Origin of the sequence: Runella limosa DSM 17973, from assembly GCF_000482465.1 — a bacterium.
In the GTDB taxonomy this organism is placed as follows: domain Bacteria; phylum Bacteroidota; class Bacteroidia; order Cytophagales; family Spirosomataceae; genus Runella; species Runella limosa.
The window spans coordinates 112,389-131,823 of record NZ_KI519430.1 but is presented as its reverse complement, the minus strand read 5'-3'; the positions used below and the strand labels follow the sequence as shown (position 1 = coordinate 131,823).

Annotated in this window: 12 protein-coding genes; 6 read left to right on the top strand and 6 right to left on the bottom strand. The window is 43.6% G+C overall.

Features of this window, described 5'->3' with window-relative positions; genetic code table 11:
- Positions 1–99 precede the first annotated feature (99 nt).
- Positions 100–1,863, bottom strand: coding sequence for a DNA polymerase III subunit gamma/tau (locus K339_RS0130290; protein ID WP_028526944.1), 1,764 nt, complete (start codon positions 1,861–1,863; stop codon positions 100–102).
- 203 nt (positions 1,864–2,066) lie between these two features.
- Here K339_RS0130290 and K339_RS0130285 point away from each other — a divergent pair, with 203 nt between their 5' ends.
- Positions 2,067–4,631 carry a T9SS type A sorting domain-containing protein gene (locus K339_RS0130285; RefSeq protein ID WP_028526943.1) on the top strand — a complete coding sequence of 855 codons (2,565 nt, stop codon included), beginning with the start codon at positions 2,067–2,069 and terminating at the stop codon, positions 4,629–4,631.
- A 161-nt stretch (positions 4,632–4,792) separates the two neighbouring features.
- On the top strand, positions 4,793–6,901 hold the full coding sequence (locus K339_RS0130280) for a peptidylprolyl isomerase (RefSeq protein WP_028526942.1): 2,109 nt from the start codon (positions 4,793–4,795) through the stop codon (positions 6,899–6,901).
- A gap of 533 nt (positions 6,902–7,434) precedes the next feature.
- Here the strand turns inward: K339_RS0130280 and typA are convergent.
- Positions 7,435–9,249 (bottom strand): translational GTPase TypA, encoded by a 1,815-nt coding sequence (gene typA, locus K339_RS0130275; RefSeq protein WP_028526941.1) that lies wholly within the window; start codon positions 9,247–9,249, stop codon positions 7,435–7,437.
- A 282-nt stretch (positions 9,250–9,531) separates the two neighbouring features.
- On the opposite strand from typA, the gene K339_RS0130270 reads away from it, so the two are divergent.
- A complete protein-coding gene (locus K339_RS0130270) occupies positions 9,532–11,382 on the top strand; it encodes a CocE/NonD family hydrolase (RefSeq protein ID WP_037302296.1) in 1,851 nt (616 codons plus the stop codon).
- Positions 11,383–11,488: 106 nt separating this feature from the next.
- Here K339_RS0130270 and queG read toward each other — a convergent pair whose 3' ends face one another.
- Positions 11,489–12,439 (bottom strand): tRNA epoxyqueuosine(34) reductase QueG, encoded by a 951-nt coding sequence (queG, locus tag K339_RS0130265; RefSeq protein WP_028526939.1) that lies wholly within the window; start codon positions 12,437–12,439, stop codon positions 11,489–11,491.
- Positions 12,440–12,489: 50 nt separating this feature from the next.
- Here queG and K339_RS35355 point away from each other — a divergent pair, with 50 nt between their 5' ends.
- A complete protein-coding gene (locus tag K339_RS35355) occupies positions 12,490–12,906 on the top strand; it encodes a lysozyme inhibitor LprI family protein (protein WP_084332365.1) in 417 nt (138 codons plus the stop codon).
- A gap of 17 nt (positions 12,907–12,923) precedes the next feature.
- Here K339_RS35355 and K339_RS0130255 read toward each other — a convergent pair whose 3' ends face one another.
- Complete coding sequence (locus tag K339_RS0130255; RefSeq protein WP_037302295.1) at positions 12,924–13,580, bottom strand: Uma2 family endonuclease; 657 nt, start codon at positions 13,578–13,580, stop codon at positions 12,924–12,926.
- Between the two features lie 69 nt (positions 13,581–13,649).
- Between K339_RS0130255 and K339_RS0130250 the strand changes: the two genes are divergently transcribed.
- Together K339_RS0130250 and dnaG are read left to right on the top strand one after the other, a co-directional pair.
- Entirely contained in the window at positions 13,650–14,882 is a 1,233-nt protein-coding gene (locus K339_RS0130250) for a dipeptidase (protein ID WP_028526937.1), read from the top strand.
- A 283-nt stretch (positions 14,883–15,165) separates the two neighbouring features.
- Entirely contained in the window at positions 15,166–17,253 is a 2,088-nt protein-coding gene (dnaG, locus tag K339_RS0130235; RefSeq protein ID WP_028526936.1) for a DNA primase, read from the top strand.
- An 85-nt stretch (positions 17,254–17,338) separates the two neighbouring features.
- Here dnaG and K339_RS35350 read toward each other — a convergent pair whose 3' ends face one another.
- Both K339_RS35350 and K339_RS0130225 read right to left on the bottom strand, forming a co-directional pair.
- Positions 17,339–18,208 carry an RluA family pseudouridine synthase gene (locus K339_RS35350; RefSeq protein WP_037302294.1) on the bottom strand — a complete coding sequence of 290 codons (870 nt, stop codon included), beginning with the start codon at positions 18,206–18,208 and terminating at the stop codon, positions 17,339–17,341.
- 66 nt (positions 18,209–18,274) lie between these two features.
- Positions 18,275–19,432 carry a hypothetical protein gene (locus tag K339_RS0130225; RefSeq protein WP_028526935.1) on the bottom strand — a complete coding sequence of 386 codons (1,158 nt, stop codon included), beginning with the start codon at positions 19,430–19,432 and terminating at the stop codon, positions 18,275–18,277.
- Positions 19,433–19,435: the final 3 nt, after the last annotated feature.

Genomic DNA, 19,435 nt, shown 5'->3' with positions numbered 1-19,435 from the left:
AAAACATAGTATAAACGAAAATGCACATTAAAAATTTCGTTTAGAAATTTATTTAATGGTTAACGAGCTAGCTATAAATTTGTGAAGGGAGTTTGCTAATTAAAAATCAACGTCCAAACCAAGTAGGCGCTGGAGATCGAGAAGAGAAGGGTTTTTCTCGGCTAAGGTATTGAATTTTTCGAGCGGGGTGTAGGGGTTACGCTTTACTTCGTTGGGCGCAATGCGGTAAGAAATTTGAATTTGCCGATTTTTAAGATGGCGACGCAAATACCCCAGCAATTCGGGTTTCACATCGTTGAGCAGAACCTCTTGGTGAAGGTTGTCTAAAATTAACTCAATCGTATTTCCTTCCATTTTGAATTCACGATTGAGCATAATTTGCTCGCTGACGGCACCCCCATTTTGCTCCCGAAAACGAGAAAAGGCATCCCACGTTTGTTGAAGTTCTTCGGTTGTAAAAGGCTGGTCTTTCCAATTGGTTGGCAAATCTGCCGTAATCGTGGCGTCTTCTGGGGTTTTTGCTACTGGTTTTGTCTCCTCTACTGGCTGGGGTTGCGCAGAAATATTGACTGTCGAACGGAGCTTCCCCAAAGCGCCTGGCAAGCCGTTTTGAGGGTAGGGAGGAGGCGTTTCTGCCGCAACAATAGGATTGGGAAGGGAGGCAATGGGTTTAGGAATAGCAGTCGTTTGAACTACTACTTGGCTATTTTCGGTCAGACTAGACTTTTTTTTTTCGTCGCCCGTTAGCGTGTTCAAATCCAGAACTTCAGGAATTTTTGCCAGTTTCATTAGGCATATTTCCACGTGCAGTCGCTGCTGTTTGGCCGACTTATAGTTTATATCACAGTGGCTTCCAACGCTCAATGCGGAAAGTAAGAATGAGACAGAAGCCCGCGCCGATTGGTCTAGGTATTTGTTTTTGGCCGTTTCGGATACTTCGAGCAACTGAACTGTTGCAGGGTCTTTGGCTACCAACAAATTACGGAAATGCTCCAGCATCCCTACTACAAACAAATGCCCGTCGAAGCCTTTTTTGATGATTTCATTAAAAATCAACAAAGTTTGCGAGACTTCACTTGCAAGTAACGCGTCTGTCAGCCTAAAATAATAGTCGTAGTCGAGAATGTGCAGGTTTTCGAGAACGTCTTTGTACCGAACAGTATCATCTGTCGAAAAAGTGACATTTAAGTCAAACATCGAAAGGGCATCTCTAAGCCCGCCATCCGCTTTTTGGGCAATGAGTTCGAGCGCTTCTCGTTCGGTCGAAATACCTTCTTTTTGGGCGATGTGCTCAAGATGGTCGGCAATGTCGCGTGGTTGGATGCGGTTAAAATCAAAGATTTGACAACGCGACAAAATCGTTGGAAGGATTTTATGCTTTTCGGTTGTTGCCAAAATAAAAATGGCATAGCTCGGCGGTTCTTCCAACGTTTTTAGAAAAGCATTAAAAGCCGACGACGAAAGCATGTGTACCTCGTCAATGATGTATATTTTGTACTTACCCGTTTGGGGCGGGTAGCGTACTTGGTCAATCAAGTTACGAATATCATCCACGGAGTTATTGGAGGCAGCATCCAATTCGTGAACGTTAAAAGAAGCATTGTTTTGAAAAGCCACACAACTTTCGCACGCTCCGCAAGGCTCAATCTCGTCAGTAAGGCTCTGACAGTTAATGGTTTTGGCCAAAATACGGGCGTTGGTTGTTTTACCTACCCCACGTGGCCCACAAAACAAGAAAGCTTGGGCGAGGTGGTTGGTACGAATGGCGTTTTTGAGGGTAGTCGTAATGTGTGACTGCCCAACAACTGAGTCAAAAGTAATGGGGCGATATTTCCGCGCCGAAACTACAAAATTGTCTGCCATGGCCGCAAGTTAGCAAGAGCGACGGTCAAATCAAACAGAAAAATGCCCGCTAATTTCTAAAATAGGGTAAATCAGGAAGTTAACAAACCCACAAAAAACATTGAAATACCATTAAAACCGAGACCGATTGATTTGTCGGTTTGGCCTTCATGCGGCAAATGCGTAATTTTGCAGCTTTTTCGCAGTAACCTATTCATTATCGAATGCCAAAGCCCTACTTTAACGGAGTGTTTGGAAGTTTGAGGTGCCATTATGTAAGGTTGGTCGTTTTTATTTTAACCGCCCTACCCGCATTTTCTCAAGTAACCGTTAGTTTTCCAACATCTCGCATTGTTTTTCAACGCTCACAAGCCAATAAGGCCTCATTTGTCGTCACAGGGACGTATAAACAGTCCATTCCTGAAAGAGTTGAAGCTGCTTTGACCCCTCTCAATGCGGGGCAGGGTACTGCTACTGGTTGGCAGGTGCTTGAAAATGCACCAGTAGGTGGTATTTTTTCAGGAGAAATATCAGCAGAAGGTGGGTGGTATAAACTAGAAGTGAGATTGGTTAGAAACGGGCAAGTAGCCGAAACCGCTGAAGTCGATCGCGTAGGAATAGGGGAGGTGTTTGTGGTAGCAGGTCAGTCTAATGCGCGTGGGATTCAGGACTTTGGTGCCCCTGCTGCCTTAGACGATCGAGTGAGTTGTTTCAATTATTTAAATGGCAGTTATGAACCGAATGAGCTTCCCCAACCAACTTTCTCGCACTTAAATGCCGATAGTTACATTGCTCCTTATGGACATTCTGCTTGGTCATGGGGCACTCTAGGAGATATGTTGGTAAAACGATTCAATGTGCCTATCCTTTTTTATAATGCCGCGCTCGAAGGAACAACGAGTCGAGCATGGCGCGAAAGTTTGTACGGAAATGCCAATAATCCTTATGTAGAAGGGTTTTATCCTAACCAATTACCCTATTCACAGCTTCGGGTTTCGTTAAGGGAGTTTGCCTCAATTACGGGAATTCGAGCCATTCTTTGGCATCAGGGAGAAGCTGATAATGAGTTTAGGGTGCCTGAAGATGAAATTGTTTCAAATCTTCAACAACTTATTGGACAGAGCCGTAACGATTTTGGACATAATTTGAGTTGGGTGGTTTCAAGAGTATCATTTATCAAAGAGACTACAAATAATTCAGTGATAAATGCTCAAAATCGGGTAATTAGCTCCGTTTACAATGTATTCGCTGGGCCTCAAACCGATAATATTCAAGTTCCCCGTCCCGACCGAGTACATATGCAAGGAACAGGATTGACGCAGTTAGCTGAGGCTTGGAATAGTGCGCTAACTGATTCGTTTTTCCAAAGTTCACAGCCTCGGAATCCTTTTCCAATACCTACTTTTAAAGTAAGCTGTGCAGGAGAAAATCGGATAAAGTTGTCCATTCAAGCCAATAATTATCCTGAAGTAAATTGGAACCAAGTGGGAGGAGGTTCGCGAGAAATTACGGTTGAGAATGGGACGTATCGGGTAAAGGTGAGAGATTTTAATGGAAATTTTGTGTATTCTCCTACTGTCGAAATTAATCAACAGACGTTTGAGGCCCTACCAAAACCAGCCATTCCCATCATTTCGGCGAGTGGGGGTACTTCTTTTTGTGAAGGAGATCAAATTACGCTCTCAGTACCCGAAGCCTCAGCTTATCAGTGGAGCAACGGTGCCAACGGCCGAACCATCGACGTATCGGAGACAAATCAATATACCGTACGAATAAAAGATGCAAACGAGTGTTGGTCGGGGTATTCAGCAGCTACTTCCACGGTGAAAAACTCTCGACCATCTGTTCCAACCATTACTGCCAAAGGGCCTTTGGAATTTTGTAATGATAAAAATGTCGTGTTAGAGATTGAAAATGGAACCACTCTTTCAACGACCAATAGCTTTTTGTGGAATTCTGGACAAAATGCTACCTCCATTACCGTTCGTGAATCAGGACGTTTTTCTGCAAGAACAGTCAATCAATACAATTGTTTCTCTCAGTTTTCTGTCCCAGTAACCGTAACGGTGTATCCAACGCCCGAAACCCCCGTCATTTCGCCCAGTGGTTTGGTTCGTTTCTGCGAGCGTGAAGCGGTGACTTTGTATTCTAATGCGTCATCATCAGTCCTTTGGAATAATGGTGCAACCTCATCTAACTTACTGGTTCGGCAATCTGGCAAATACAGTGTTATTGCGACTAATGAGCAAGGGTGCGTTTCTGCTCCATCGAAAGAGGTAGAAGTAGAAGTAAGCCCCATTCCTACGCAGCCAAGCATTGAAAAAACGGGTAATTATATTCTAAACGTGAAAGGAGATTATTTGTCAGACATTCAGTTTAGGTGGAATTATGGGGCAGAAGAAACCATCACTGTAGAAAAATACCTCAAAGCTCAAAAATCAGGCCCATATACCGTAACCGCTTTTTATTTTTTAGAACCAGGTAGGGCTTGTTCATCCCTGACCTCCGAGCCTTTTGATTATGTTTTGGATGTGTCGGGCAACGGGGTAAATGTGTATCCTAACCCAAGTTTGGATGGGGTTTTTCTTTTGGAGAGTTTTGAAGATTTGACCAATGTAAGAATGCAAGTAATGGATTTGAATGGGAAACTGATGCTGGAACAAGAAACCCCCTTGTTGTCAAACTCGCAACCCCTTCGGCTAACGCCGCTGCCCTCGGGCACGTACTTGCTGAAAGTCCGTAGTTTTGGGAAGCCAATCTTTACCAAAAAACTGCTCGTAATACGCTAAAAACAAGAAAACCTTGGCACGAAAATTGACAAAGAATGAATCAATGTTGGAATGTACCAGTAAATGATGTTATTTTGCGGGTCAATTTTTGGAAACCCTTTCTTTTCCTTAGAACATTTAATTAAACAATTAACTTTAAACTTAATAACGCGCAAGCAACTATGGCGTTAATCAACAAAATCAGGGAGCGATCAGGTATTGCGGTAGTGGTTATTGCCGCCAGTTTGATTCTATTTATTGTCGGAGGTGACATTTTAGGTTCGCAGGCATTGTTTGGAAACAATCAGAACGTCGGCGAAATCGCAGGTGAAACCATTAGTTACAAGGATTTCCAACTCAAATTAGACCAAGCCCGTCAGGCGTTTGAAGCTCAAAGTGGTCGTGCCGCTTCTGAACCAGAACAACAAAGCCTTCGTGAGCAGGTTTGGAATCAGTACATCATCGACTATGCTTACAAAAAAGAATACGATGCGTTGGGACTAAAAGTAAGCAGCGACGAGCTAGTTGACATGGTACAAGGGAACAACGTGAGCCCAGCCGTTCAACAGTCATTTACGAACCCTCAAACGGGTGTTTTTGACAAGACTCAAGTGATAAGCTACCTCAAAAACCTCAAAAACTTGCCAGTAGAGCAACAACAAGCTTGGGAAAATTTTGAGAAGAGTTTAGCGCAAGATCGTCTTCGTCAGAAATACGAAAACTTACTCCGCGCTGGTAGCTACGTAACACGCGCTGAAGCAGAGAAAGAATACCAAGCGCAAACGGCTAAAGCGTCACTTCGCTATTTGTATGTACCTTACTACTCAGTGGTTGACACAACGATTAAGGTGACTGATTCGCAATTGCAAGATTATTTGGCCAAGCACAAAGATGAATACAAAGGCTTTGACTCTCGCACTATTCAATATGTAACTTTCCCAATTATTGCTACCAAAGAAGATAGCGTGGAAATGTACAATAAAATTAAAGAATTGGCGCGTGGATTGGCAACAGCAACCAGCGACTCTACTTATGCTCGTGTGAATTCGGACGTACCTACAAAACTTTACTGGTCGTATTCAGACATGACAGATCAGTTGAAGTCGGCGGTGAAGTCATTCATTCCAGGTAGCGTAAATGGCCCTTACCGCGAAGGAAATACGTATTTTATCTATAAGTATGGCGGTACCAAAATTGACACAGCTTATACAGCACGTGCCAGTCACATCTTGATTCGTACGCAAGGAACAAGCGATTCAGCCAAAGCAGAAGCGCGTACCAAAGCCGCTGATTTGTTGAAGCAATTGCAAGGCGGTGCTAATTTTGAACAATTAGCCACGGCAAACAGCGCTGATCCAGGTTCGGCACAGCGTGGTGGTGACTTAGGCTTCTTCAGTGAAGGTGCCATGGTGAAGCCATTTAACGACGCTGTATTTGCTATGAGTGGTACAGGTTTGATTGGCCGTTTGATTGAATCAGATTTCGGTTTCCACATTATTAAAGTAACAGAGCCTAAAACGAACGTTCTTTATAAAATTGCGGCAATTGGCAAGACAATGACGCCAAGCCAAGCAACGCGTGATGCGATTTATGCGAAAGCAGACCAATTCTCGATTGAGTCTAAATCAAAGTCAGCATTTGATGAGAACGTGAAAAAAGATAAAGGTTTGCTTGTGCAAACGGCCAACCGTATCCCAGAATCGGCAACCAACGTGAACACGATTCAAAACGCGCGTGAAATTGTCCGTTGGGCATTTAACGATGATACCAAGACTGACCAAGTTTCGCCAGTGTTTGAAACAGACGAGCAATATGTGGTGGCTATTTTGACGGGTAAGTCATCAAAAGACAGCCCTTCAATCAATGACTTCCGTGACGAGCTTACTTTGAAAGTGCGTAACGAAGTTAAAGCAGAGCAAATCACAAAGAAATTGAGCGGTATCCAAGGTGGAACGCTTGAGGCGATTGCCCAAAAATATGGTGCAGGTGCATTGGTAGAAGCCGCAAATGAAATCTCATTGGCGACAGGTTTCTTGACAAGCGCAGGACTTGATCCAATCGCGCTTGGAAAAGGCTTTGGTTTGAAAGCTGGCAAGAAATCAAAAGTATTTACGGGAGAGAACGGTGTGTTTATCATGGAGAAAGTTTCTGATACACCAGCACCAGCCATTGCCGATTACTCGATGTACAAAGCCAATTTGCAATCAAAGAATCTTCAAGCAAGCTACTTGTTGAATGAAGCCATCCGCGAAAATGCGAAAGTAGTAGATAACCGCGCGAAATTCTTCTAAGAAAGAATCAGCCTAAATCATAAAAAATCCTCGCTTGAGAAAGCGAGGATTTTTTTATTTGTCTTTGTTAATCAAAAAGTTTCAGAAGAATCCAAATAGCCTCGGTAGAGGCGCAACATTTGTATTTTAAACAAAAGTTTTAGAAGAATCCAAAGAGCCTCGGCAGAGGCGCAACATTTGTATTTTAATCAAAAGTTTTAGAAGCCTCCAAAGTAGCCTCGGTAGAGGCGCAACATTTGTAGTTTAAACAAAAGTTTCAGAAGAATCCAAATAGCCTCGGTAGAGGCGCAACATTTGTAGTTTAAACAAAAGTTTCAGAAGAATCCAAAGAGCCTCGGTAGAGGCGCAACATTTGTAGTTTAATCAAAAGTTTTAGAAGAATCCAAAGAGCCTCGGTAGAGGCGCAACATTTGTAGTTTAATCAAAAGTTTTAGAAGAATCCAAAGAGCCTCGGTAGAGGCGCAACATTTGTAGAAAAAAAGAAGGCAGACCCGCGAAGGTCTGCCTTACAAGTATTTGTTCTATTGCTAGAACTAAGCCATTTCTAGCTCTTTAGAGTTACGTTTACGCTCGTTTTCGTCGAGATATACTTTACGAATACGAAGTGTTTGTGGCGTTACTTCTAGGTATTCATCTTTTTGGATGTATTCCATTGATTCTTCCAAAGAGAAGTTGATTTTAGGAGCAATACGCACGTTATCGTCCGAACCAGAGGCACGCATGTTGGTCAATTTCTTCGTTTCTTGAAGGTTTACAACGATGTCGCCAGGACGGCTATGCTCACCCACAACCATACCCATATAAAGGTCTTCGCTTGGGTCAACAAAAAACTTCCCGCGCTCTTGAAGACGGTCAAGGGCATAAGGAGTAGCTGGGCCTGTTCCTTTTGAAATGATAGAACCGTTGATACGTCCTGCGATAGGGCCTTTGTGAGGCTCATACGACTTGAAACGGTGAGAGATAACGGCTTCCCCTTGAGTAGCTGTCAATACATTAGAACGAAGTCCAATCAAGCCACGAGAAGGAATGTCAAACTCCAAGTGTTGCAAATCGCCGCGTGGTTCCATCACGAGCAAATCACCTTTACGCTGCGTTACTAGCTCAATCACTTTACCCGCAGTTTCTTCAGGAACGTCAACAACCAACATTTCGATTGGTTCGAGACGTTGTCCGTTGTCGTCTTGTTTGAAAATTACTTGTGGCTGGCCTACTTGCAATTCGTAGCCTTCACGACGCATCGTTTCAATCAATACTGACAAGTGGAGGATACCACGACCAAACACCAAGAATTTATCTTCGCTGTCGAATGGCTCTACGCGCAAGGCAAGGTTTTTCTCCATTTCCTTGAACAAACGGTCGCGTAAGTGGCGTGATGTTACAAATTTACCTTCTTTGCCAAAGAACGGAGAGTTGTTGATTGTAAACAACATGTTCATCGTTGGCTCATCAACGGCAATACGTGTAATTGGCTCTGGGTTTTCGTAAAGAGTGATAGTATCACCAATTTCAAAATCTTCCAAACCTGTTACTGCACAAATATCTCCCGAAGAAACTTCCGTCACTTTCTGACGACCAAGTCCTTCAAACACTTGAAGTTCTTTGATACGGTTACGTTTCACACTACCGTCGGCTTTACAAAGACCTACTTGCGCACCTTCTTTAAGCGTTCCACGGTGTACACGCCCGATGGCGATACGACCAACGAATGAGTTATAATCGAGGGAAGTAATTTGCATTTGAGGGTCACCGTCGTTAGAAGGCGCCGCTGGGATGTTTTCTACGATGACATCCAACAAGTGAGAAATGTCTTCAGTAGGTTTTTGCCAATCGGGACCCATCCAGCCTTGTTTCGACGAACCGAAAACCGTTGGGAAGTCAAGTTGAGTTTCGTTGGCTTCCAAGTTAAACATCAAATCAAATACCGCTTCGTGAACTTCTTCAGGGCGACAGTTTGGTTTGTCAACTTTATTAATCACCAACACAACTTTTAATCCAAGTTGAAGCGCTTTGCTCAATACGAAACGAGTTTGAGGCATAGGGCCTTCAAAAGCATCCACCAAAAGCACTACACCGTCAGCCATTTTAAGTACGCGTTCTACTTCTCCTCCGAAGTCGGCGTGGCCTGGGGTATCTATGATATTAATTTTAACGTCTTTGTAGCGTACTGATACGTTCTTAGAAACAATCGTGATGCCTCGTTCACGTTCGAGGTCATTGTTGTCCAAAATGAGGTCGTCAAACTGCTGGTTCTCACGAAACAGCTTCGAATAGTGGATGAATTTGTCCACCAAAGTGGTTTTACCGTGGTCAACGTGCGCAATGATGGCGATGTTGCGGATGGATTGCATTTGTATTTTTGTTAGTTGTTTTGCCTTAACAATTAATCGAAAGAAAGTCAGTGATTAACAATTAATTATGGCTTTGAAAAAAGACTCGCAAAGGTAAGTTATTTTATTGACAAACTCAGTTTATTACAATGTTATCTCTCGAAAGAACTGGAATTTGCTAGTTTTTTATTGAAATAATACAAAATACGGCAATGCTAATAATACAATGTAGGTATTTCAATAGCGTAGGGCTTTTTGTTTGCCAGCGTTTTGTTCTATTTTTGCTCAAAACCAATTAGTTCCATGAAACTTTCCTTTCTTGCCCTGGCAGGGCTTTTGAGTGTGGCCGTACAAGCCCAAAACTTTGTGAAAGACAATTACACAAAACTTGACAAACAGATTACGATGCGGGATGGCGTAAAGCTTTATACCGTCATTTATGTACCCAAAGACAGCAGCCAAAAATACCCGATTATTATGGAGCGAACGCCCTACTCAGCGGGGCCTTATGGTGAAACCAATTACCCAGGAAATGGGCCTGGTCCAAGTAAATTGTTGTCAGAAGAAAAATACATCTTTGTGACTCAGGACGTACGGGGGCGCTACATGAGCGAGGGTGATTTTGAAGAAATGACACCCCATAAGTTTGACAAAAAAAGTGCAAAAGACACCGATGAAAGCACTGATACCTACGATACGGTTGAGTGGCTAATTAAAAATATCCCTCGAAACAATGGTCGGGTCGGTATTACAGGGATTTCCTACCCTGGTTTCTATGCCTCGGCCTCGTTGCCTGATGCGCACCCAGCTATTAAGGCCGTTTCGCCTCAAGCGCCTGTTACTGACGAATTTGTGGGAGACGATGCCCGCCACAATGGTGCTTTTTTCTTGCTGGATAACTTCAATTTTTTGAGCTATTTTGATGCTCCTCGTACCAAGCCAAGCACCTCATATACAGGATTATTTGCGAATCGAACAAAAGATGCCTATGACTTTTTCTTGAAGCTAGGGCCTATTAAAAACGCCAATGGGGCAGCTTATTTTAATAATCGGGGTAAAATTTGGAATGAATACCTTCAGCACGAAACGTATGATGATTATTGGAAAGCCAGAAATATTCGTCCTGCCTTGAAAAATGTGAAACCTGCTACTTTGGTTGTGGGAGGATGGTTTGACGCCGAAGATTTGTTTGGGGCCTTGCGTACCTACGAAGCCATTGAAAAACAAAGCCCTACGTCTAAAAACCAACTTGTGATGGGGCCATGGACGCACGGTGCTTGGTCGCGGGCTGATTGGTCGGAGTTTGGGCCGTTGCAGTTTGGTGGTAATACCGCTAAGTATTTTCAGGAAGAGCTTGAAACGAAGTTTTTTAATTACTACCTGAAAGACAAAGGGGAATGGAAAGCGGCAGAGGCGACCATGTTTAATACGGGAACCAACGAATGGAAAACTTTTGAGACGTGGCCACCCAAAGAAAAAACAGCAAAAGAGCTTCATTTTCAAGCGAATGGTAAGTTGTCTTGGGAAGAAACAAAAGAAAAAGAGGGCTTTGATGAGTACGTAAGCGACCCTGCCAAACCTGTTCCTTATACGGATGGTGTTTTTGCGCGCCGTAATAATCAGTATATGATTGAAGATCAGCGTTTTGCGGCACGTCGTCCTGATGTTCTTACGTATGAAACCGAAGCTTTGACCGAAGATGTAACATTTTCGGGGTCGATGACAGCACATTTTTTTGCTTCTACGACGGGTTCGGACGCTGATTTTATTGTGAAACTAATCGATGTCTTGCCCGAAGATGCTGCGAATCCAACGCCTAATCCCAAAAATTTAACGATGGCAGGGTATCAGCGGTTGGTTCGAGCGGAGGTGTTGCGCGGGAAGTTTCGGAATAGCTTTGAAAAACCAGAAGCTTTTGTGCCAAACCAAGTGACGGATGTAAAAGTACGGATGCCTGATGTGCTTCATACGTTCAAGAAAGGCCACAAAATTATGGTGCAAATCCAAAGCTCGTGGTTTCCGCTTGTGGATCGTAACCCCCAAAAATTTATGAATATAAGCGAAGCCGAGGAAAAAGATTTTCAAAAAGCGACGATTCGGATTTATCACAGCGAAAAGCACGATTCGCATTTGCACGTCAGTACGATTAAGTAAGCGATGTTTGATGATGCGTAAAGTTCCTGCCAAGCTTATTCGGGAAGATAAGACCATTAGTGTTAGACCTGAGAAGTGTCAAAAACTTGTCAGGTCTATTATACACCTATTCTTTTGGCGTAGTGACAAAACCAATATTGCGTTTCAAGCCTTCCAATTTTGTCCGTTTGACGGGCGAACGGCGAAATATTTCTTGAAATACTTCCTGGGTAATTTCTTCCCAATCGTTTCGAGTGAACTGCGCCAAATCGGGATGAAGATTAAATTCTGGCGTTTGATGCGGACGTGAAAACCGATTCCACGGACAAACATCTTGACAAATATCACAGCCAAAAATCCAGTTCTCAAACTTTCCTTTTACCTCGGCTGGAATAGCCTCTTTGAGTTCAATCGTAAAATAACTGATACACTTACTACCATCGACCACGTAAGGCTCTGTGATGGCATCCGTGGGGCAAGCGTCCACACAGCGCGTGCAGGTTCCGCAATAATCCTTGATGGGAGCATCGGACCAAAGTTCGAGGTCAGAAATAATTTCTCCAATAAAGAAAAAGCTTCCCATCTGGCGGTTGATGAGATTGGTATGTTTTCCAACCCAGCCGAGTCCGCTTTTTGCCGCCCATACTTTGTCCATCACGGGGGCTGAGTCCACAAAAATTCGCCCATTTACTTCGCCCACTTCGCTTTGAATTTCTTCGACAAGGGCTTTGAGTTTGTCTTTCAACACAAAATGGTAATCGGTACCGTAGGCGTATTTCGAGAGTTTGAGGGTGTTTTCGCCCTCGTCTAGCTGTTGTTCGGGGTAATAATTTAACAAGACGGAAATCACTGATTTGGCCCCCTCGACGAGTTTGCGAGGATCGAGGCGTTTGTCGAAATGATTTCCCATGTAGTGCATTTGACCATGATGGTTTCTCAACAGCCATTGTTCGAGACGAGGGGCTTCTTCTTCCAAAAAAGTGGCCGTTGATATACCACAAAAATCAAAGCCAAGCTCCTGTGCCTTGGCCTTAATAAATCGGCTTCGTTCTTGCTGAACGAAATCGTTTGACGTCATTTATTTTCGTTTATTTGTAGCGTACTCAATTTTCAAAAACCGTAACATCAATGAAATCGTATTATTTCTTAGTCGTTTGTTTTTTATTTATCCTTCCTGTAGTCGGTATGGCCCAAGATGAAACCGAAAAACACCCCATTGACATCGCGTTGGACAAATGTATGGATAAAAATCCTTCCACTCAGGGAATGGTTGGGTGTTTGGATGAAGCCTATAAAAAATGGGATGCCGAATTGAACAAAAATTACAAATCCCTCAACTTGAAACTTAACGCCAAACAAAAGGCGGCTTTGCTTACCTCGCAGCGAAAATGGATAGAATACCGCGATTTGGAGTTTAAATTTCAGTCAGAATTATACGCAACCATGGAAGGTACCATGTATCAGCCAATGGCGGTGGATAGTCGCCTCGAAATTGTAAAAAAACGAGCGCTGGATTTGAAAAGCTACTTAAACCTTTTTGAGTAAGAACGGAATTGTGGTTGCTAATTAGAGAAACTGGCTAGTGCTTGGTTGGTAAGTTTCTTGTCAAAAATTGCCGCGACAGGAAGCGTAAAGTTTTTGATTGCCGTCGAAGTAATAGAGCCATTCTTGCCTTTAAAAATAAGTTCGTACCTTTTGCTGTGAAGTACGTACTGTTCAATCACTTGGGCACTAGGGTCAACTATCCAATATTCCTTTATTTCGTGGGCTTGATAGTCCTCGAATTTGGTCGTACGGTCGGTATGGGCAGTGGATTTATACAAAACCTCAACCACCAAATCTGGCGCAGGGAATTGCATTTGGTCGTCAGTGAAGTGTTTGGCTTTGTCTTTTTTCCAAAAACAAACGTCGGGTTCGTAATCATTGCGGGAGAGAGAAATAAGCACTTTTTCAATTCCGACCCAGCCTAAGTTGTGTTCAACGACAAAAAAATCCATCATTTTATAAATGTTCCCTGTGGCATCATTATGACGGCGTTTGACGGGAGATTGAAAAATGATTTCACCGTTGATAAACTCCATTTTTTTATTTTCTTCAATAACTTCGTAAAAATGCTGGCGTAATTCTTTCTCTTTTTCCAATGCTTCTTGGGCTTTTTGAATAATCAAAAAAGCATGAGGCATGGCTAAAAGGTGCTTTTGTATTTCGTTGACGCTCATTTTAGAATTTAAAGCTATTTTTACAAAAATACGGAAGTCTTTAAACAATTCAAATCAACAAACTCCTACATGAAACACCTTATTATTACCGCTGTGGCTTTGCTATTTGTGCAATTGAATGGTGCGGCGCAAAACAATTCAGACGAAGCCCTTCGCAAAAAAGCCGACGAACTTGCCCACAAATACATTCTCACTGACGGTCACGTGGACTTGCCGTATCGTCTCAAAATCAAGAACTTCCGATTGGAGCGTGAATATTTGGGAATTCCTTTGAAAACTACCGAAGGTGATTTTGATTACGAACGAGCTAAGAAAGGCGGTTTGTCGGCTCCGTTTATGTCGATTTATATTCCGTCGTCGTACCAACAAACGGGTGGGGCAAAAGAGCTGGCCGATTCGCTGATTAACATGGTTCGCGGGATAGCGACAGCGCACCCCGACAAATTTGGTATTGTCACAACGCCCAAAGAAGCGGATGCCAATTTCAAAAAAGGTGTGATTTCATTTCCGATGGGGATGGAAAACGGTGCACCGTTGCAAACCATTTCGGATGTGGCTTATTTTCGCAAAAAAGGCATCAGCTACGTAACCTTGACCCACGGGAAAGACAACCTCATTTGTGATTCGTCGTACGACACGACGCACACGCACAAGGGTTTGAGCGCTTATGGGAGAGAAGTAGTCAAAGAAATGAATCGCGTAGGTATTATGGTGGATATTTCGCACGTTTCGGACGATGCTTTTTACCAAGCCATTGAGCTTTCATCGGTGCCTGTGATTGCGTCGCACTCTTCATGTCGGTATTTTACGCCTACTTTCAAGCGGAATATGTCGGACGATATGATTAAGCTTTTGGCAAAAAAAGGAGGTGTGATTCAAATCAATTTTGGCTCCAGCTTTTTGGACGAAAAATACCGTCAACAAATTGAGGCATTGCAAGATAAGTTTGGAAAAGCCTTGAAAGAAAAAGGGCTCAAGATGGGTACGCCCGAAGCTGACGAGTTTCAGAAACAATTCCAAAAAGCAAACCCTGTACTTTTTGCGGATGTAGAAACGGTTGCCGACCACATCGACCACGTTGTGAAATTGACAGGAAGTACCAAGCACGTAGGCATTGGGTCGGATTTTGATGGGGTAGGAGATAGTTTACCCACGGGTTTGAAGGACGTATCGCAGTACCCTAACTTGATTTATGTGTTGCTTAAAAGAGGTTATACCGAAAGTGATATTGCCAACCTCATGTATAAAAACGTGTGGCGGGTGTGGCAAAAAACGGTGGATAATGCCACGGTCAGACGGTAGTCAGACCGCATTTATTTAAGGTGAGACTAAGACACACGGTCTGACTGTCGTCTGACCGTGTGTTAGTAAAAAATGAGCAGCGAAAGCAACGTGAGCCCGCTGAGGAGAAAAAGTAAACCTGCTATTTGTTTTTTGATGGAAGTTGTCATGGCTGTTTTTTTTGTAAAGGTACAGACACCCAATCGCTGCTTTCAACCCAAATGTGGTGAAGTGAGAAAAATCAACGATAAAGGGGGATTTTTTTATTTTGAAGCGTTTTGAATTCTATTGCTAATTTTGCCCCATGCGAATTTCAAACGATACTGCCGACCGAATCAAACAAACCGCTGACATTGTAGAGGTCATCGGAGATTTTGTGTCACTCAAAAAACGTGGGTCCAATTATATCGCTTGTTGTCCGTTTCACAATGAAAAATCACCTTCGTTCAACGTTAACCCTGTCCGCCAAATCTACAAGTGTTTTGGCTGCGGTGCTGCGGGCGACTCGGTGAAGTTTGTGATGGATATTGAGGGCGTAAGCTACGGCGAAGCCCTCCGACATTTGGCACAGAAATACCACATTGAAGTAGAAGAAGAGCAACAAACGCCCGAGGAGGTATTGCGCCAAAATGAGCGTGATAGCTTGTACATTGTCTTAAATTTTGCCCAAAAACATTACCAAAAACTGTTAATCGAGCACGAAGAAGGGCAAGCCATTGGCTTGAGCTACTTCCGAAACCGTGGCTTTAATGACCCTACTATCAAATCGTTTGGGTTGGGGTATAGTCTAAACGAATGGGATAATTTGACCAAAGAGGCGGCCAAACGTGGTTATAATCCTGAATTGCTGCAAAAAGCGGGTTTGGCATTGCACAAAGAAGGCAACAACGATCGCTACTACGACCGTTTTAGAGGGCGCGTAATCTTTCCGATTCATAATGTTTCGGGGAAAGTGATTGCATTTGGTGCGCGGATTTTGACCAACGACAAAAACCAGCCTAAGTACATTAACTCTCCCGAAACGGATGTTTACCATAAAAGCAAAGTCCTTTACGGGATTCATCAGGCCAAGAATGCCATTCGGCAGGAAGATGTGTGCTATTTGGTAGAGGGCTATACCGACGTCATTTCGCTCCACCAAGCTGGGATTCAGAACGTGGTGGCTTCGTCGGGTACGTCGTTGACCGAAGACCAGATTAAGCTGATTGCCCGCTTTACCCAAAACATCACCATTTTGTACGACGGCGATGCCGCAGGTATTAAAGCGGCTTTGCGGGGACTAGACATGGTCTTGGAAGAGGGGCTTAACGTAAGTTTGGTCACGCTTCCCGACGGCGAAGATCCCGATAGTTATGTTTATAGTGTTGGTGCTGAGGGTTTTAAAGCCCACGTCAAAAAGGCTACCAAAGACTTTATTACTTTCAAAACCGAAATGCTTCTTCGCGATGCGGGCGACAATCCGTTTAAACGTGCCGAAGCAATCAACGAAATTGTAGCGAGTATTACCAAAATTCCTGACCCGATCAAACGGCAGATTTTCTTCCGACGTACGGCCGATTTGATGAAGATGGATGAACAAACGCTGATTTCGGAAGGAAATAAGTATTTGCGAAAACAGCAGGAGGCCAAAGCAAAAACCGCTGAACCACGGCAAGTTCCCAAAAAGCAGCCCCAAAGTCCAGCGTCCCCGAAGCCCAACCAAGCTCCGTCGCAAGAGCCCGATTTGTCGTTTTTTTCGGAAACGTTTATTGAGGAAGAATTTGGGATTTTGGTGGAAGACAACTTTCGGGAACTGCCGCCGCCACTCCCCCAAGAATCGCCTAAGCCTGTTACTGAATTACCCAATGATTTATTCAAAACACGGCTGTATTTGCAAGAGCAAGCTTTTGTACGGTTGTTGATTTTGTACGGTCAGGTTGAATTGGAAGCGGGGATTTCCCTTTGTCGGTATTTGTTGCACGAAATTGGAGAAATAACTTTTGAAACTCCGTTGTTTAACCTCATTTTAGAGATTTTTAGACAGCGATTTAACTTCGGAGAAGTACCTTCAACTGACTATTTTTTAGGACATCTTGACCCCGATGTGCAGCGATTGACGATTGATTTGTGTACAAATAGCCACCATTTGAGCGAAAATTGGCAAAAGTATGAGATTGTTGTTCCTACCGACGAAGACTTGCTCCATGAAATTGCCTTTAAGAAAATTCTTCGCTTGAAAATGGCGTATTCGGCCGATAAAATGAAGGATTTGATGAACCAATTGGGCAGCCTATCGGGGGTTACCGACGAAGAGTTTGCCCAAATTATGGACATTCAAAAGCAATATAGGTTTTTCAAAAATATCAATGATTCGGCAGCAAAAGAACTCGGAACGGTGGTGCCTGGGTACTGAGGAGAAAAGTTTTACCCGCAGATTGGCACTGATTTAAAGACACAAATGAACGCAGAGGTACCTGTGCGTGGTTTCTATTCTTTATCTATTTCCCAAACACGCCCAAAAACTTGGCGGGTATTTTACTTTCGTAGCGCAGGTATTGGTTGGTAACAGGGTGAGCAAATCCTAAAACCCAAGCGTGCAGCCCAAGTCGATGAAGTGGATTTTGGGAAGAACCGTATTTTTTATCCCCCACTACCGAATGCCCAAGGTCTTGCATGTGGACCCGAATTTGATTTTTGCGACCTGTCTCCAATTCCACCTTTAAAAGCGAAAAATGAGTATTGGATTGCAGCGTTTCGTAGTGGGTAATCGCTAGTTGACCTCGATCTGGGTTTTTTGAAGAATAAACAATCGTGGCTTTGCTTTCCTGCAAATACGAACGAATCGTGCCCTGAGGCGGGTTGGGCTTGCCTTCCACCAAAGCAATGTACGTTCGTTCTTTGGTATCTGGCCCCCACGTTGATTGAAGTTTATTTTTTATGTCTTCACTTTTGGCAAAAACCATTACCCCCGATGTATCACGGTCGAGGCGATGAACGATGAAGATTTTATGCTTAGGGTCTTGGGTTTTTACGTGCTCGCTCAACATTCGGTAGGCCGTAGGCTCGTCGCCTTTGTCGGTGGCAATGGAGAGCAAACCAGCCTCTTTTTCAACAATCATCAAATACGCATCTTCAAATAAAATCCGAATGCCCTTCGTGGAGCGTTGGGCAGGTTTTGTTGACTTTTTAGGACTTATCTCAATCGTTTGGCCTACTGCTAAACGATGATTAAACTGCGTAACGCTTCGACCGTCCACGTGGATTTGACCATCACGAAGCAAACTTTTGATGTTGGTACGGCTGTGATGGGTTAATTTTGACAGTAAAAATACCATCAGTTCGGTCACTTCGGTCACTTGTAGCTTCATCGTAGCGTTGGAATAATTGAATGATTTGCCCCAAAGGTACGCAAATAGCTAGAATCAGCGCGTTGATTAATACTGCTCACCCGCGCCGCCGCCGCCAAAATCTCCCCCACCCATTTTTACTTCTTGCGATGCTGCTGATTGGGTTGTTTTGGTTAAATGCGAAAGAACGACCGTTTGGAGAAGGTTGTTTTTGCTATTCTCAGGGGTGACACTAAAACCCAATTTGGGGATTTTTAAGTAACGTAAAAGAGCATAAGCGAGGCTTGCCAGAATCAGTCCGCCGAGTAAAAGACCCCATTCGAGCGGAAGCAAAGAATGATAGTGACGGTACGTGATGATGGAATAAAGGGCAGAAATAAGGGCTACGACGATGATAGAACGGTCGCGCAGACGAATCCCAAGCCCCAGTTGCAGGAGCGGAACGAGAAAGGTAAGTGTCCAAAAAAGCCACGCAAATTGGATTTCGGGAGCAGGCATTGGTAAGTCGTTTAAGGAAGCGTTGGCGTAGCGGACAACCATATAATTAACGCTTAAATAGGCACAAAGCAAAGTCGCAGGGAGAGCCCATTCGAGGGCGGTTTGCCAGTAAAAAGCGATTCGACGTTTTGAGAAGCGGTGCATTAAAAAAAACAATGCAACCGAAACTCCCGAAAGTATAAATGGTAAAAATGCTTTCCCGAGTGGGTGTTTGACCAACAACGACGCGAAGATAAATAAGAAGTCGAAAAATAAACCTAACGCCACCAACGGTTCGCCAAAACTATAGACAGCCATGAGCAAAAAGGGTAAATAAAGCAAACCAAACTGCCAAGGTTCTTTAAAATTGCTGATTTCGGAAACCTTCATAAAAACAGGCCCTAATGACCCCAAAATGCAGTATAAAAGTGCATTGTCGATGCCTGAGAAGTAAAGTTTGCGCTGACGAATGATGTGAATTAATCCAAAAAGTGTTCCGCCGCCGTACAACAAAGCCCCGATGGGTAATCCCCAATTGGCGTCTCCTATGAGGAGAAGGGTAAAAAACGAACCCCCAAAACCGAACCCAATAAAGCCAAAAATAAACAAAAGCGCTTTGATAAAAACATTGGGAGAATAGGGTAGGTCAGCGTGAAGTTTTTGAGCCGCTTCTGCCTGTGCTGTGGTCAAAGTTCCTTCTTTTTGGAGTTTTTTTGCCAAACCCAAGGCGTAGCGGTTTAGTAGCCAAGATTCCTGATATACCTTCATTGT

Bases quoted from the DNA above. Each gene is read 5' to 3' on its own strand.
- K339_RS0130255 (WP_037302295.1), bottom strand. From the start codon at position 13,580: ATGAGCGTCAACGAAATACAAAAGCACCTTTTAGCCATGCCTCATGCT.
- K339_RS0130225 (WP_028526935.1), bottom strand. From the start codon at position 19,432: ATGAAGGTATATCAGGAATCTTGGCTACTAAACCGCTACGCCTTGGGT.
- K339_RS0130285 (WP_028526943.1), top strand. From the start codon at position 2,067: ATGCCAAAGCCCTACTTTAACGGAGTGTTTGGAAGTTTGAGGTGCCAT.
- K339_RS0130270 (WP_037302296.1), top strand. From the start codon at position 9,532: ATGAAACTTTCCTTTCTTGCCCTGGCAGGGCTTTTGAGTGTGGCCGTA.
- K339_RS35350 (WP_037302294.1), bottom strand. From the start codon at position 18,208: ATGAAGCTACAAGTGACCGAAGTGACCGAACTGATGGTATTTTTACTG.
- K339_RS0130290 (WP_028526944.1), bottom strand. From the start codon at position 1,863: ATGGCAGACAATTTTGTAGTTTCGGCGCGGAAATATCGCCCCATTACT.
- K339_RS0130280 (WP_028526942.1), top strand. From the start codon at position 4,793: ATGGCGTTAATCAACAAAATCAGGGAGCGATCAGGTATTGCGGTAGTG.
- K339_RS0130250 (WP_028526937.1), top strand. From the start codon at position 13,650: ATGAAACACCTTATTATTACCGCTGTGGCTTTGCTATTTGTGCAATTG.
- dnaG (WP_028526936.1), top strand. From the start codon at position 15,166: ATGCGAATTTCAAACGATACTGCCGACCGAATCAAACAAACCGCTGAC.
- K339_RS35355 (WP_084332365.1), top strand. From the start codon at position 12,490: ATGAAATCGTATTATTTCTTAGTCGTTTGTTTTTTATTTATCCTTCCT.
- typA (WP_028526941.1), bottom strand. From the start codon at position 9,249: ATGCAATCCATCCGCAACATCGCCATCATTGCGCACGTTGACCACGGT.
- queG (WP_028526939.1), bottom strand. From the start codon at position 12,439: ATGACGTCAAACGATTTCGTTCAGCAAGAACGAAGCCGATTTATTAAG.